12 protein-coding genes are annotated in these 14,161 nt (G+C 67.1%); 6 read left to right on the top strand and 6 right to left on the bottom strand.

Annotated elements, in window-relative coordinates; all coding sequences use genetic code 11:
* Positions 1-195: 195 nt before the first annotated feature.
* Positions 196-1,050, bottom strand: a complete 855-nt coding sequence (locus tag HNP55_RS16840; RefSeq protein WP_246448462.1) for a LysR family transcriptional regulator — start codon at positions 1,048-1,050, stop codon at positions 196-198.
* A 139-nt stretch (positions 1,051-1,189) separates the two neighbouring features.
* Here HNP55_RS16840 and HNP55_RS16835 point away from each other — a divergent pair, with 139 nt between their 5' ends.
* From HNP55_RS16835 to HNP55_RS16820, 4 genes are all read left to right on the top strand, one after another.
* Positions 1,190-2,338: an agmatine/peptidylarginine deiminase gene (locus HNP55_RS16835; RefSeq protein WP_409993752.1), complete on the top strand. Its 1,149-nt coding sequence runs from the start codon at positions 1,190-1,192 to the stop codon at positions 2,336-2,338.
* A gap of 41 nt (positions 2,339-2,379) precedes the next feature.
* Positions 2,380-3,477, top strand: coding sequence for an agmatine/peptidylarginine deiminase (locus HNP55_RS16830; protein ID WP_184301820.1), 1,098 nt, complete (start codon positions 2,380-2,382; stop codon positions 3,475-3,477).
* Entirely contained in the window at positions 3,477-4,304 is an 828-nt protein-coding gene (locus HNP55_RS16825; RefSeq protein WP_184301818.1) for a sulfite exporter TauE/SafE family protein, read from the top strand. Before HNP55_RS16830 ends, HNP55_RS16825 begins: the two co-directional genes overlap by 1 nt.
* Positions 4,305-4,424: 120 nt before the next feature.
* Positions 4,425-4,838, top strand: coding sequence for a VOC family protein (locus tag HNP55_RS16820; RefSeq protein ID WP_184301815.1), 414 nt, complete (start codon positions 4,425-4,427; stop codon positions 4,836-4,838).
* Positions 4,839-4,847: 9 nt separating this feature from the next.
* On the opposite strand, the gene HNP55_RS16815 is transcribed toward HNP55_RS16820, so the two are convergent.
* From HNP55_RS16815 to HNP55_RS16805, 3 genes are all read right to left on the bottom strand, one after another.
* Entirely contained in the window at positions 4,848-6,995 is a 2,148-nt protein-coding gene (locus HNP55_RS16815) for an acetyl-CoA hydrolase/transferase C-terminal domain-containing protein (RefSeq protein WP_184301813.1), read from the bottom strand.
* Positions 6,996-7,104: 109 nt separating this feature from the next.
* The gene (locus HNP55_RS16810; RefSeq protein ID WP_184301810.1) at positions 7,105-7,713 is read right to left on the bottom strand and encodes a sigma-70 family RNA polymerase sigma factor; all 609 of its coding nucleotides are present in this window, start codon (positions 7,711-7,713) and stop codon (positions 7,105-7,107) included.
* A gap of 16 nt (positions 7,714-7,729) precedes the next feature.
* Entirely contained in the window at positions 7,730-8,242 is a 513-nt protein-coding gene (locus HNP55_RS16805; protein WP_184301808.1) for an ArsI/CadI family heavy metal resistance metalloenzyme, read from the bottom strand.
* Positions 8,243-8,730: 488 nt separating this feature from the next.
* Between HNP55_RS16805 and HNP55_RS16800 the strand changes: the two genes are divergently transcribed.
* The gene (locus tag HNP55_RS16800; protein WP_348648722.1) at positions 8,731-10,554 is read left to right on the top strand and encodes an amidohydrolase; all 1,824 of its coding nucleotides are present in this window, start codon (positions 8,731-8,733) and stop codon (positions 10,552-10,554) included.
* Between the two features lie 201 nt (positions 10,555-10,755).
* On the top strand, positions 10,756-11,685 hold the full coding sequence (cysK, locus tag HNP55_RS16795; protein WP_184301802.1) for a cysteine synthase A: 930 nt from the start codon (positions 10,756-10,758) through the stop codon (positions 11,683-11,685).
* A gap of 4 nt (positions 11,686-11,689) precedes the next feature.
* On the opposite strand, the gene HNP55_RS16790 is transcribed toward cysK, so the two are convergent.
* Positions 11,690-12,709, bottom strand: a complete 1,020-nt coding sequence (locus tag HNP55_RS16790; protein WP_184301800.1) for an FHA domain-containing protein — start codon at positions 12,707-12,709, stop codon at positions 11,690-11,692.
* Positions 12,709-14,100, bottom strand: coding sequence for a serine protease (locus HNP55_RS16785; RefSeq protein ID WP_184301797.1), 1,392 nt, complete (start codon positions 14,098-14,100; stop codon positions 12,709-12,711). The genes HNP55_RS16790 and HNP55_RS16785 overlap by 1 nt, the downstream gene beginning before the upstream one ends.
* Between the last annotated feature and the right edge of the window lie 61 nt (positions 14,101-14,161).

Genomic DNA, 14,161 nt, shown 5'->3' with positions numbered 1-14,161 from the left:
CGGACCCCGCAGGGGCCAGGCATTCGGGTCGCCTTTTTTGCCTACTTTTTTGGCGAAGCAAAAAAGTAGGTCGCCTGCCGGGGCGAACTCCCGGCCGGGCCTTGGCAAAAGGGAAAAGCAGCAAACAAGCAGCGCCACCCACTCCGAGAACAAGGCCCCGACAAGTTCACTCAAGAGTCGAACACTGCTCAAGGTTCAATGATCCTGGCCCTGCGCCACCAGCCAGTCGAACATCTGCTCGACAAAAGGCGAGCGGGCCTCGCCCGCCACCCGCGCCAGCCACCAGGTATTGCCGGGCAGGCGCGGGTAGGCGGCCAGCACCTGCAAGCTGCCCGTGCGCAGACCGCCGTCGGCCAGCAGGCGCGACATGCAGGCGATGCCCTGGCCCAGCAGCACACCGTCCAGCAAGAGGCGGCGGTCGTCGTAGATGGCGCGCTTGCGCAGGCCGGACAGCTGCTCGCGGAAGATGGCGGCCGTGGGCTCGCTGGTCAGGTCCTCCTCCAGGCACAAAAGCTCGATGTGCAGGGCATGCTCGGCCAGCGGCAAGGCATCCAGGCGCTGGGCCAACTCGCTGCGCGCCACCATCACCCACTCGTCCTTCAGCAGGGGCAGCTGGGCCAGATTGGCCTGCTGCACCGGCCGGTCGCTGATGACGATGTCCACATCGATCTCATCGACATAACGCGCCGTCTCATCGGTTGAAAGCACCGGACACAGGCCTGGCACGGCGGCCAGCAGGGCCGACAGGCGCGGCTGCAACCAGCCCTGCAGCAGCAGGGCCGGCGCCACCATCGCGACCAGGCCGGGGTCCAGATAGGTAGAGATGCGGCCCAGGCCGCTGCGCAAGGTGCCCACCGAGCGCTGCACGCTGCGCTGCAAGACCTCGCCCGCCACCGTCAGCTCCACGCCCCGGCCAACGCGCCGGAACAGGGGCTGGCCCAGCTGTTCCTCCAGCTGCTGGATCTGGTGGCTGACGGCCGACTGCGACAGGCATAACTCGTCCGCCGCGCGGGAGAAATTGCCGTGCCGGGCGGCGGCCTCAAATCCCATCAACAGTTTGAGCGAAGGAATTCTCTGGGCTGACATATGAGAAAAATTGATTGATTAACGGAATAAATCGCAATTTTCATAAAGACTCAAGGCCCACACAATGCGGGCAATCCCATCCACCCCCTCGTTCCCAGCCATGATTCGCAGCCGCCGCAACTTCCTCAAAACCCCCGTCCTGCTGGGCAGCAGCCTGGGCCTGCCCGCCTTGCTCGGCGCCTGCGGCGGAGGCGGCGGGGCCGGCGAAACGCCAAGCCCGCCCCCACCTAACCCACCGACCACCCCGGCCAGCCTCTGGCGCATGCCCGATGAAGGCGAGCCGCATCGCGCGACCTGGATGGCGTTTGCCGCCGCCCCCGCGGTCTGGGGCGGCCAAGCCCCTGCCGTGCGGGCCGCCCTGGCCCGCATCGCCGCCGCCATCGTGCAGGTGGAGCCGCTCAAGATGCTGGTGGCGCCGCAGGACCTGGCCCTGGCCCGCGGCCTGCTGGACCCGCGCATTCAGCTGATCGAGCAGGACTGCGACGACCTCTGGCTGCGCGACAGCGGCGCCGTCTTCGTCAAGAACGCCCAGGGCCAGCTCGGCGCCTGCGACTTCCACTTCAATGGCTGGGGCCATAAGCAAGCCCATGCCAAGGACGCCTTGCTGGCCGCCGCCATGGCCCGCCAGACCCAGGCCACGCCGCTGAACGGCGGGCTGGTGATCGAGGGCGGGGCCATCGAGGTCGACGGCCGCGGCACGGCCATCATCACCGAGAGCTGCGTGCTCAACGCGAACCGCAACCCCGGCCTCGGCAAGGCCGCCTGCGAGGCCGAGCTGATGCGCTTGCTGGGCCTGCGCAAAATCATCTGGCTGCCGGGCATCGCCGGGCGCGACATCACCGACGGCCATACCGATTTCTACGCCCGTTTCGCCGGCCCCGGCGTGGTGATCGCCAACAACGATCTGGACCCCAACTCCTACGACCATGCGGTGACCCGCCGCCATCTGGAGATCCTGCGCGCCGCCACCGACGCCGAGGGCAAGCCCCTGCAGATCGTCACGCTGGAGCCGCCCAGCCAGGTCCGCGCCCCCTACGCCAGGCAAGGCGATTTCGCCGCCGGCTATATCAACTTCTACCTGGCCCAGGGCACGGTCTTCGTGCCCGAATTCGGCGACGTGGCTGCCGACACCCTGGCCCGCCAGCGCCTGGCCGAGGTGTTCCCGCAGCGCCAGGTGGTGCAGCTCAATATCGACGCCATCGCCGCCGGCGGCGGGGGCATCCATTGCTGCACCCAGCAAGAACCCGCCTGAACATCTACAGTCGGCCCACGCACGATTCTGGAGTCTCAACCATGCAAGCACGACGCGAATTCCTGCAACAAGGCCTGGCCGCCGGCCTGGGCCTGCTGGGCCTGAGCCCGGCCGCCCAGGCCGCTACCGGCGCCGAGGCCTGGCTGATGCCCGACGAGGGCGAACCGCACAGCGCGACCTGGATGTCCTTCGGCCCGCAGGAGGAGATCTGGGGCCGGCGTCTGCAAAAAGCCGTGCAGCTCAATCTGGCCAGCATCGCCCGCGCCATCGCGGCCTTCGAGCCCGTGCACCTGCTGGTGCGCGAGGAAGAGCAGGACCTGGCCTACGAGTTGTGCGGCCCCAAGGTCGAGCTGCACACATGCGAGATCGACGATTTGTGGATGCGCGACACCGGCCCGGTCTTTGTGCATAACTCCAAGGGCCAGCGTGCCGGCGTGGACTTCAACTTCAACGGCTGGGGCGGCAAGCAGGCCCATGCGCACGACGCCCTGGTGGCCTCTTTTGTCACCCAGCAAAACGGCGTGCCCAGGCTGACGACCCGCCTGGTGCTGGAGGGTGGCGGCATCGAGGTCGATGGCCAAGGCACGGCCATCATCACCGAGAGCTGCGTGCTCAACGCGAACCGCAACCCCGGCCTGGGCAAGGCCGCCTGCGAGGCCGAGCTGAAGCGTTTGCTGGGCATCAACAAGGTGATCTGGCTGCCTGGCATTGCCGGGCGCGACATCACCGACGGCCACACCGATTTCTACGCCCGCTTTGCCAGCCCCGGCGTGGTGGTGGCGGGCTTGGACCTCGATCCGCAGTCCTACGACCATGCGGTGACGCAAAAGCACTTGCAGATCCTGCGTGCCGCCACCGATGCGCGCGGACGCAAGCTCAAGGTCGTGGTGCTGCAAGGGCCGACGGATGTGCGCCAGACCTTCAGCAGCGACAGCTTCGCGGCCGGCTACATCAATTTCTACGTCTGCAACGGCGCCGTCATCGCCCCGGAATTTGGCGACCGGCGCGCCGACGCCAACGCCCGCAGCCTCTTGCGCGAGCTCTTCCCCAAGCGCGAGATCGTGCAGCTCAATATCGACGCGGTGGCGGCGGGCGGCGGCGGCATCCACTGCACCACCCAGCAGGAGCCGGCGCCTTGATGCTGGAGATCGCCAGCTATCTGGCGCTGGGCGCTTTGGCCGGCGTGCTGGCCGGCCTGCTGGGCGTGGGCGGCGGCATCGTCATCGTGCCGCTGCTGCTGCTGATCTTCGGCGGCCTGCCCTGGGGCGAGGCGCAGGCGGCCAGCCTGGCCCCTATTGCCCACATGGCCTTGGGCACTTCGCTGGCCAGCATCGTCTTCACCTCGGTCGCCAGCGTGCGCGCCCACCACCGCCGTGGCGCGGTGGACTGGCCCCTGGTCAGGCGCATGAGCCCCGGCCTGGTCCTGGGCACGCTGGCCGGCAGCTGGCTGGCCGGCCAGCTGTCCACGCCCTGGTTGAAAAGCCTGTTCGTGGCCTTCGCCTTTTACGTCGGCATCCAGATGCTGCTGAACTACCGCCCGGCCCCGGGCCGCGAGCTGCCCGGCCCCCTGGGCCTGCATGCGGCGGGCGGCGGCATTGGTGTGTTCTCGGCCCTGGTGGGCATAGGCGGCGGCTCGCTGGCCGTGCCCTTGATGAGCTGGTGCAATGTGCCGCTGCACCGCGCCATCGCCAGCTCGGCCGCCATGGGCTTCCCCATCGCCCTGGCCGGCGCCCTGGGCTTCATCGTCAACGGCTTGCTGGCCCAGGCCGGGGGTCAGGTCTTGCCCCCGCTGAGCCTGGGTTATGTCTATCTGCCCGCCCTGGCCGCCATCGCCCTGGGCTCGGTGCTCACTGCCCCGCTGGGCGCCCGCCTGGCCCATGCCCTGCCGGTGGCCCGGCTCAAGCGCCTGTTCGCCCTGCTGCTCCTGCTGCTGGGTACGCGCATATTGTGGAGTTTGTTGCGCTAAGCAGCCCATGACGCCTTGATGAAAGCCCTGCGCTGACCGGTCAGGGCTCTTGCAAATAAAACTGTACAAACATACAGTTGCCGCGGCGGTACACCCCCATCCACCGAGGAGCGACACCCCATGCTTGACCACATGACTTTCCGCGTGAGCGATATTGCCCGCGCCAAGGCTTTTTACCAGCCGACCCTGGCGCCGCTGGGCTATAGCCTGGCTTTTGAAGGCAATTACGGCGCCAACATCCTGGGCTTTTCACACCCCGACGCCAGCGAGCCCGAGGGCAAGAAGACCGATGTCTGGTTCATCGACGGTCCCTCGCCCTACGGCGGCGCGCCCACGACGACGGGCTGCCATCTGGCCTGGCGGGCCGAGAGCCGCGCCCAGGTCGATGCCTTCTACCGCGCCGCCATCGCCGCCGGCGGCAAGGACAACGGCGCCCCCGGCCCGCGCCCGGACTACCACCCCAATTACTACGGCGCCTTCGTGATCGACCCCGAGGGCAATAATATCGAGGCGGTCTGCCATCGGCCGGCCTAGTTATGGCGCTCAGAGCTGGGCCGCGAACAGCTTTTTGATCAGCCAGTTCCTGAACCCCAGCCTGCCGTCCAGGCCCAGGCGCTGCAGATAGGCGGCGGGCGCCTGCCGCCGGCTCAACAGGCCGCGCAGGATGGGGCCTAGCGAGGCCAGGGGCTTGTCGCCCAAGGCCTTGAGCTGCTTGAGGGCGCGGGCCATCTTCAGCTCGTCGGCATCGAGGTCGCTGCCGAAGGGGTAGTCGGGCAGCTGGCCCGAGCGGCGCCAGGGGCCTAACAGCTCGCTCAGCCGCTGCGGCAGATTGCGGCGGGAATGCGCGGGCAGCTGGTAGCCCGGCTCCAGCTTGCCATGGGCCTGGGCGGCGCGGATCAGCTCGTCCTGGAAGCGGCTGTCGGCAATCGCCAGCAGGCGCTTGATGACCTCGCTATCGCATTGGCCGCGCAGATCGGCCACGCCGTACTCGGTGATGACGATGTCGCGCAGATGGCGCGGGATGGTCACATGGCCGTAGTTCCAGACGATATTGCTGCGCAGCTGACCATGGCTGGTATAGCAGGCCCGCAGCAGCAGGATGGAGCGCGCATCCGGCAGCGCATGGGCCTGGGCCACAAAGTTGTACTGCCCGCCCACGCCGGAGACCAGCTGGGCGGACTCCAGCGCATCCGAGGCGGCCGCACCCAGCAGCGTCATCTTCATGGTGGTGTTGATGAAGCGGGCCTTGAGGCGCTGGGCGCGCTTGAGCGCCTCGCGCCCCAGGCCCTCGTCGAAGATCTCGTTGACGTGGGAGATGCGCGTCATGGCGATGCGCTCGCGCAAGGCCTCGGGCATCTCGCGCAGGCGCTGGTAAAAATCGCGCGGCCCGAGGAAGAAGCCGCCATGCAGCACGGCCGCCCGCCGCCAGCGCTCGCCCAGCAGATGCTGGGCGATGCAGGCCTGGCTGGCCGGGTCCTGCAAATCATTGGCGCAGCGGACCTCAGCGCGGCAGAGTTCGCCCGCCTGCAAACCCACATCGGGCCGGAACAAGCCCTGCTCCTGCAGATAGGCCAGGTCTTGCGCCGACAGCACGGCGCCCACACGGCCGCGCTGCAGCAGGCCCAGCAAGGCGCCCAAGTCGGGCGCCTCGCCCAGCAGGCCCGCGCCGGCCAGCGCCTGCAGATCGAGGTCATCGAAGACCAGACGGCGCAGGATGCCCGCGTCGATCAGGCGCAGCAAGCCGTTGACGAACATCTCGGAGCAGCCATACAGGCCTTGCCTGAAGGGCGCGAGCTCGCGCCCCTGCACGCCCGCCGGGCACAGGCCGCGCAGCATCTGGCCATAGGCCTCGGGCTGGCGATCACGCAGGATCAAGGCCTGGGCGATCGCGTCGCCCAGCGAGCCGATGCCGATCTGCAAGGTGCCGCCGTCGGGCACCAGACTGGAGGCGTGCAGGCCGATGGCGTAGTCCGCCCCGCCCACGGCCGCATTGGGCGGCGCAAACACCGCATGGCTGCAGCCGGGCGCCTCCAGCACCAGGTCGAAGAAGCCCTCGCCCGCCTCGGCCGCGCCGCCAAAAAAGGGCAGCCGCTCGTTGACCATGGCCACGGCCAGCAGCGGCCGCCCCTGCGCCCGCAAGCCCTCGACCAGATCGAAGCTCAGCTCCGGATTGCAGGACAGGGACAGGCGCTTGGGTCCACCCGCCCGCAGCGGCGCGGCCGGCGCCACCGCCTGCATGACCAGGTTCACGCCCTGGATCATCATGTCCCGCACGACCAAGCTGTAATTGCTGCAGACATAGTGCTGCTGAGCCTGGGCGTTACCGAGGTAGTCGCCGGTCTTGAAAAAGAACTCGTGCACGGCGATATTGGGCGGCAGGCGGCCGGCGCGCGCGTCCTTGACGTAGTCCAGATCGGGATAGTCCTCAAACACCCGGTCCAGCAGAGGTTTCAGAAAATTGCGTTCCAGCTCGGACTTGCCCACCGGCCGTTCCAGCGACAAGGCCGTCATCAGGCGCAGGCGGCGCCCCGGCATGGCCTTGACCCTTTGGTAAAGCGCATTCACCAGCGGGTTGGGCTTGCCGATGCCGAGCGGAATGGCCAGCACGATCTCGCCCTGGACGCGGGCCAGGATCTCGTCCACGGCGCGCTCCATCTGGCCCAGCCAGACACTGCTCTTGCGCTGCTGCATCGCGGGGGTCCTCTTCAAAGTTTGTTTTTTTGGGGGCGCGGATGCCTCGCCCCTGCCATCGGATCAAGATCGCGCCCGCTATTCCACCACCAAAAGCGGGCCCCGCGGCTCAGGCGCCGGTCTTGCCGCCGCTTGCACAGCCAGCGCCCGCGCAGCCCGCGGCCTTGGCCTGCTTGCGCCGGTAGTCGTCGACCAGGCCTTGCGAGAACTGCGGCTCGCAACAGGCCAGCAGCCGCGCTCTCAACAATGCACGCGCCCGGCTCACCCGGCTCTTCATCGCCGCCAGGCTGAGGCCTTGACGGGCGGCCGCCTCGGCCAGACGGAGGCCCTCGAGATCGGTGGCGATCAGGGCCGCGCCGTAAATGGCGGGCAGTTGCCCGAGCAAGGGGCGCAGGCACTGGGCCAGTTGCTGATGCGCCAGCGCCGGCTGCTCCTGCAGGGCCGCTGCGCTCAAGCCGGCCCCCAGCTCGGCCTCTACCTCGTCCAGCGCCAGCGGCTGCGGACGGGCCGCCCGGTAGTGATCGGCCAGCGCGCTGCGCAGGGCGGCGTACAGCCAGGCCGGCAGATGGCGCGGCGCGTGCGCGCCCCGGAGCGCCACGCTGGCTTTGAGGAAAACATCCTGCACCAGATCGTCCGCCAGGGCCGGCTCGGCCCCCCGCCTGCGCACATAGGCCCGCATGCCCTCGCGCAGCTCGGCAAAGGCGGCGGCCAGATCCATCGCGGGCGGCGGCGCCTCAGCCACAGCAAGCCCCCTGGGTCGGCGCCACAGCGCTCCGCGGCAGGCAGCATTGGCCCCTGGCCTGCGGCCCATCGTCTGCCGAGGCCCGCAAGGGGATGCAGCAGGCGCCGCTTTGATCGGCCCCGTCCTGGCCGAACTCGGGCGCATCGTCGAGCGTATGGAAATGCTCCCAGGCCAGGCCTTGCGGGTCCAGCGTCCAATGCTTTTCGCTGCGGGCGTAGCAGCAGGCGGCGGCGTCCTGGTCGAGCACCTGGGCCGCACCGGCAGCGGCCTGGGCCAGGCGCTTCAAGCCCGCCAACTCCTCGCTGGAATCGACCTGGAAGCCAAAGTGGTTCAGGCCCGCGGCATGGCCGCGCGAGGAGATGGCGAAGTTCAGGCCGGGATCGTCCAGCATCCATTTGGCGTAATCGTCCCGCTGCTTGGCGGGGGCCTGGCCGAAAAGCCGGCTGTAGAAGGCGATGCTGGCGTCCAGGCTCTGAACGGCGAGATGAACATGAAAGCGTTTCATGGCGAGGTCCTCTTGATGCGCATCGAAGCCGATGCCTCGGTATAGACGCAAGCCCGGCAAAAAGGTTGCAAGCCTGATGCGCAGCAGTCCACTGATTTCACCAGCTTTGGAGAATCAGTCGCTCAGCCCACGCCGTTTTCCCGCCCCTCCCCCACCCAGTCTTTTCAGGCCCTTACGGCCTTCGCAGCCGGACTTCCCCAGCGGCAGAACCACTGCATAACCCACTACTTGACCGGTCTGCAGCGTGTTTCACGCCAAGGGAAGATCAAGTAATTTACAAGCCAATAGCCCGTCAAATGTGTTGGAAAACATCACTTCACCGAGCTTCGAGCCCTACCATGAAGGGAGCCAACCCAGAATTCCTCAGCCACACAGACAGTCTCATCCCCCCTGCTCCCGCCGAGTCCCCATGGCAAACCTCGCAACCGTCCAGTTGCAATCTACGAAAGAAATCTATGAAAGTCGCATTCAGTTCGATGACGATCGCAGTGAGTTTGATTTGCACCGGAGCCGCTTGCGCGGCCACGCCAGCGGCAGACACGATTTATCTGGGCGGAGACATCATCACCATCAACGAGTTGCAGCCCGCAGCGCAGGCCGTTGCCGTGAGCAAGGGGCGCATCCTCAAGGTCGGCGACAAGGACGAAGTCCTCAAGCTCAAGGGCAGCAAGACGCGCGTGGTGGACCTGAAGGGGCAGACCATGCTGCCCGGTTTCATCGACGGCCACGGTCATATATTCAATGTCGGTTTTCAGGCGGCATCTGCCAATATCCTGCCGGCCCCCGATGGCACGGTCAACGATATTCCGACGCTGGTGAAGATCTTGCGCGAGACGCAAAGCAACCCCGTCACAAAAAAGCTGGGGTTCATCATCGGCTTTGGCTATGACGATTCGCAATTGGCCGAGCAGCGCCATCCGACCCGTGATGAACTGGACCTGATCTCCAAGGAGGTGCCGGTGCTAATCATTCATCAAAGCGGACATCTGGGCGCCGTCAACAGCAAGGCGCTGGCCCTGTTCAATCTCAACAAAGACAGCAAGAACCCGGCCGGTGGCACCATCCGCCGCCGCGAGGGTTCACAAGAGCCCAATGGCGTGCTGGAAGAGAACGCCTTCTTCGGCGCGCTCTTCTCCCTGATGGGAAAACTGGGTGATGCCGAAAACCAGGCCATGGTCAAAGCGGGCCAGGATCTGTACCTGAAGTTCGGCTACACGACCGCGCAAGAGGGGCGAGCGACGGCCGCCGCCATCAAGACCTTCGGGCAATCCGCCCAAAAGGGCGACTTGAAGATCGATGTGGTTGCCTACACGGACATGGCCTCGTCAGAAGCCTCGATGGACAGCCCCTGGGTGTCCAGAGCCTACAAGAATCACTTTCGCATCGGCGGCGTCAAGCTCAATCTGGACGGCTCCCCCCAAGGCAAGACGGCCTGGCTGAGCAAGCCCTATTTCAAGGCGCCCGAGGGCCAGACGGCCGATTACGCGGGCTACCCCACATTCAAGCAAGACAGCCAGCTGGACGACCTGGTGGCGCGCGCCTTCAGCAAGGGCTGGCAGGTGCTGGCCCATGTCAATGGGGATGCCGCCATCGACCAATACATCGGCGCGGTGCGCAAGGCCGAGGAAAAGCTGGGGCGTTCCGATCGGCGCCCGGTGGCCATTCACGCCCAGACCGCGCGGCTGGATCAGGTGCAGGCCTTCCAGGACTTGGGCATCATGCCGTCCTTCTTCCCCATGCATACCTTTTACTGGGGCGACTGGCACCGTGACTCGGTGCTCGGCAATGAACGCGCCCAGAACATCTCACCGACCGGTTGGGCGATGGAGCGCGGCATGATTTTCAGCTCGCACCACGACGCCCCGGTGGCCCTGCCCAGCTCGATCCGTGTGCTGTCGGCCACCGTCAACCGGACGAGCCGCACGGGCAAGGTGCTAGGCGCCGAGCACCGTGTGACACCGCTGGTGGGGTTGAAAGCCCTGACCTTGTGGGCCGCCTACCAGTACTTCGAGGAAAAGGACAAGGGCTCGATCGAGGTCGGCAAGCTGGCGGACTTCACCTTGCTGGACAAGAACCCGCTGAAGATTCCGCGTGAGCAACTGGCCGATCTTGTCGTGACCGGCGCCATCAAGCAGGACCAGCAGGTTTACCAACTGAAGGCACAGACGCAGGCACAGAGCCCGGACAAACTGAGTTGCGCAACCTCCGACCTGTGCCTGGCGACTGCCGCCCGCAGCCTGAGCCTGGCGGGCGTGATCCATGCGCACAAGCCTGCCGACGAGCCTGGCGGCGAGCACGGGCACGCCCATTGATCCTGGCCGTTCATGGGCAAACGCCCGGTGCGGCCGGTAGGGGCGGGAGCGCGCGTAAGGGGCGGGCCGGGCCCGGCACAAGTCCGGCCCTACTCCGAGCGAACAATACATCGGGCCGCCATCGCGGGGCCGCGGGCGCCGCGCTACCATTCCGCGCATCCGTGTTTGCATTCGCAAACCACCCGCAGGAGAACCCGCCTCATGAAAGCCAACAACGTCCTCGCCACCATTGGCAACACCCCCCATATCCGTCTGCAGCGCCTGTTCAACGGCATCGCGAGCGCCGGCCAGCAGGTCTGGGTCAAGTCGGAGCGCAGCAATCCCGGCGGTTCGATCAAGGACCGCATCGCCCTGGCGATGGTGGAGGACGCCGAAGCCCGCGGCCTGCTGCAGCCCGGCGGCACCATCATCGAGCCGACCTCGGGCAATACCGGCGTGGGCCTGGCCATGGTGGCCGCCGTCAAGGGCTACAAACTGATCCTGGTGATGCCGGACAGCATGTCCGTCGAGCGTCGGCGTTTGATGCTGGCCTATGGCGCCACGTTTGACCTGACCCCGCGCGAGAAGGGCATGAAGGGCGCCATCGCCCGCGCCCAGGAGTTGCAGGCGCAAAACCCCGGCGCCTGGATTCCCCAGCAGTTCGAGAACCCGGCTAACGTCGCCGTCCATGTGCGCACGACCGCCCAGGAAATCCTGAACGACTTCCCCGAGGGCCTGGACGTGCTGATCACCGGCGTGGGCACGGGCGGCCATATCAGCGGCTGCGCCCAGGTGCTGAAAAAGGCCTGGTCAAACCTGCAGGTGTTCGCGGTGGAGCCCAGCGCCTCGCCCGTCATCAGCGGCGGCGCACCCAGCCCCCACCCCATCCAGGGCATAGGCGCGGGCTTCATCCCGGCCAATCTGCACACCGATCTGCTGAACGGCGTGATCCAGGTCGACGCCGAGCCGGCGCGCGAATACGCCCGCCGTTGCGCGCGCGAGGAAGGCCTGCTGGTCGGCATCTCCAGCGGCGCCACCCTGGCCGCCATCGCACAGAAGCTGCCCGAGCTCAGCCCCAATGCCCGCGTGCTGGGCTTCAACTACGACACCGGCGAGCGCTATCTCTCGATCGAAGGCTTCCTGCCCGCTTGAGGGCTCAATCCTCCAGCTCGACGCTCACGCCCACCTGCTCGCTCTCCTTCTTGGCCTGGCGGGCCAGCTCGGCCTCCAGGGGCCGCAGGGACGCGATCAGCTCGCTCACCGGCTTGGGCTCCACCAGGCGCAGGGCCGGCGGCGGCAAGGCGCTCAGATAGGCCGGGCCCAGCCAGTATTGCTGCTGCTGGCGATGGGCCAGCTCCAGGCCCAGAGCCAGGCAGGCCAGCGCCGTCAGACCGATGGCGATGCGGGCCTGCGTTCGCCGGACCGGCCAAATCAGGCTGGCATGCCAGCTCAGCAACAGGGCCAGGCCAAACATATCGGCCAAGTCCTCCAGCACCATCAGGCGGGGCCATGAAAAAGCATAGGCCAGGGCCGGCAATGCCAGGCCCAGCAGCAGCCGCAGAATCAGCAGCCGCAGGGCGATGCGCAGATGGGCGGCAAAGGGGAAGCGGTGTCGGAACAACTGGGTCAGCAAGGCGCAAAAGCCCGCCCAGGCCAGCAAGCCCGCCAGCGGGCCCAGCAAGGCCACGCTGTAATCCATCCAGGGTCCACCCGGATTGAGCTGTGACCACTGCCGGCCCGCCAGCAAGGCCAGCCAAAACAGCAGCAAAGCCAGGACCGGCACGAAGCCGGTCCGCGGCTGCTGGGCGGCCTGCAGGCGATGCTGGTGGGGCTCCAGCGGCTGTTCGGGCGCCAGGCTCGCGCCCAGGCTGCGCCAGCGCAGCTGGCTGGCACCCAGCTGGAATTGACCGGACTCCTCCAGACCGACCACCTCACCCGCCTGCAGGCGGCGCTCGCCCAGCCAGCCGCCGTTCAGGCTGGGCAGCAGCGTCAATTGGGGGCCGGCTTCCGTCCAGTCCAGCCGGGCATGCTCGGCGGCCAGATGAGGGTCGTCCAGCACCAGTTCGCAGGCGGCCGAGCGGCCGATGCGCAGCGGCCACTGCGTGACGCGCTGCACCCGCAAGACCTGGGCCTCGCGGCCCAGCAACTCCAACACGGCGATGCGCGGCTGCTCCATCACTTCGCTCCGCCGCCGCTGTTCTGCTGCTTGTTCTTGGCCGTCCATCCAAAGCCCTCAAGATAGTGGGCGCTCAATTTCAGCGCATTGTCAAAACTCAGGCCCGCGGCATTGAAGCGGCCCAGGGCGCCCTGGGTGGACGCATCCACCGTCGTCACCAGCACGCTCAAATCATGCAGGCCGGGCAGCTTGCGGTAGGCCCGCAGGCAGATCACGGCGCGCAGGGGCAGGCCCTCGCGCGAGACAAATTCCTCCTTGCAAAACGGGGCGGTGCGGACCTTGTCGTCGCGGCCCATGCGTTCATTGCGGAAGCTGGCCGAGTACTGCTTGGCAAAGCGCAAAACCCCCAGCTTCTCGCCCTCATAAACCTCATGGCTCATGGACAGATAGCCGGTCTGCAGGCCGCCGTTGATGAAGAGCGCATGCTCCATACGGCATTGCGAACGCTGGAAGTCCAGGCCCTTGGCGTCGGCCGGCGTGCCCCGGCCCCAGCAGCGCATGAACAGCTCCTGCGGCACCGGCAGGCGGTAGCGGTCGGCGCTGCCCAGCACCGGCTCCTGCCAGGGCTGGGCGATGAAGCGCGCGCTCAGTTCTTCCTGGTAGGCCAGCAACTGCTCACGCAAGCGCGCCCAGGCCGGCTGGGTGATGGGCTTGGCATGGCGGCTGCGCTCCAGCAAGGCCTGGGCATACTCGCCCGGCACCAGAAAACTCATCTGCTGGGCGAAGAACATGGCCGAGACATTGACGCCCACGACCCGGCCCGCTTCGTCCAGCACCGGCCCGCCGCTCATGCCGGCATTGAGGCTGCCGGAGTAGTAGATCAGCGCATCGAAGCTGCGCTCCACCAGGCCGTTGTAATTGCCCTCCACCACGGCAAAAGCCACGTCGTGCGGATTGCCCATGCTGTAGATGCGGTCGCCCTTGGCCAGCGGCTGGGCGGGCGAGCGGAAGCCCAGGGCAGCACGATTCTTCAGCCCCGGCCCAGCACCTTTGGCCGCCACCACCCGCAGCAAGGCCAGATCGCGGCGCACATCGAAGTCCAGCAGCTCCAGCTGACCTTCCTGGCCGTCGGTGCTGGCATAGCGCAGGCGGTAGCGCTCGGGCTCCAGCGCGAGCTGGCTGATAACGTGGTAGTTCGTCAGCACATGGCCGTCCTCGCTGACCAGAAAGCCCGAGCCCACCGAGGCCTGGCTGTCCTGGCTTTTCAGCAAGGTACGGATCTGCAGCAGTTGAGCGCGGGCAGCTTCGTAAACCCGGCGGGCGGTGGCCGACACGGCGGCAGGTGGCGGCTGCGCCACCGTCGAGGCGGCAGCCGGCACCACAGGCTGTGCCGAGGCCGGGAGTGGCAGGCTTAAAAACAAGGCCATCAAGGCTTGCAAAACAAGAACCATGACCGTCCCCGCCGGCCTGGCTTGGGTACTTCCGATGAGGCTGTGCAAGAAGCGCTCCCGT

Origin of the sequence: Roseateles oligotrophus (assembly GCF_014204525.1) — a bacterium.
GTDB lineage: Bacteria > Pseudomonadota > Gammaproteobacteria > Burkholderiales > Burkholderiaceae_C > Paucibacter_A > Paucibacter_A oligotrophus_A.
Note: the sequence above shows the minus strand (reverse complement) of the source record. Positions and strands in the feature narration are given on the sequence as shown.

Coding starts and splice junctions, on each gene's coding strand:
- HNP55_RS16785 (WP_184301797.1), bottom strand. CDS start 14,100: ATGGTTCTTGTTTTGCAAGCCTTGATGGCCTTGTTTTTAAGCCTGCCA.
- cysK (WP_184301802.1), top strand. CDS start 10,756: ATGAAAGCCAACAACGTCCTCGCCACCATTGGCAACACCCCCCATATC.
- HNP55_RS16820 (WP_184301815.1), top strand. CDS start 4,425: ATGCTTGACCACATGACTTTCCGCGTGAGCGATATTGCCCGCGCCAAG.
- HNP55_RS16840 (WP_246448462.1), bottom strand. CDS start 1,050: ATGGGATTTGAGGCCGCCGCCCGGCACGGCAATTTCTCCCGCGCGGCG.
- HNP55_RS16830 (WP_184301820.1), top strand. CDS start 2,380: ATGCAAGCACGACGCGAATTCCTGCAACAAGGCCTGGCCGCCGGCCTG.
- HNP55_RS16790 (WP_184301800.1), bottom strand. CDS start 12,709: ATGGAGCAGCCGCGCATCGCCGTGTTGGAGTTGCTGGGCCGCGAGGCC.
- HNP55_RS16805 (WP_184301808.1), bottom strand. CDS start 8,242: ATGAAACGCTTTCATGTTCATCTCGCCGTTCAGAGCCTGGACGCCAGC.
- HNP55_RS16815 (WP_184301813.1), bottom strand. CDS start 6,995: ATGCAGCAGCGCAAGAGCAGTGTCTGGCTGGGCCAGATGGAGCGCGCC.
- HNP55_RS16825 (WP_184301818.1), top strand. CDS start 3,477: ATGCTGGAGATCGCCAGCTATCTGGCGCTGGGCGCTTTGGCCGGCGTG.
- HNP55_RS16810 (WP_184301810.1), bottom strand. CDS start 7,713: ATGGATCTGGCCGCCGCCTTTGCCGAGCTGCGCGAGGGCATGCGGGCC.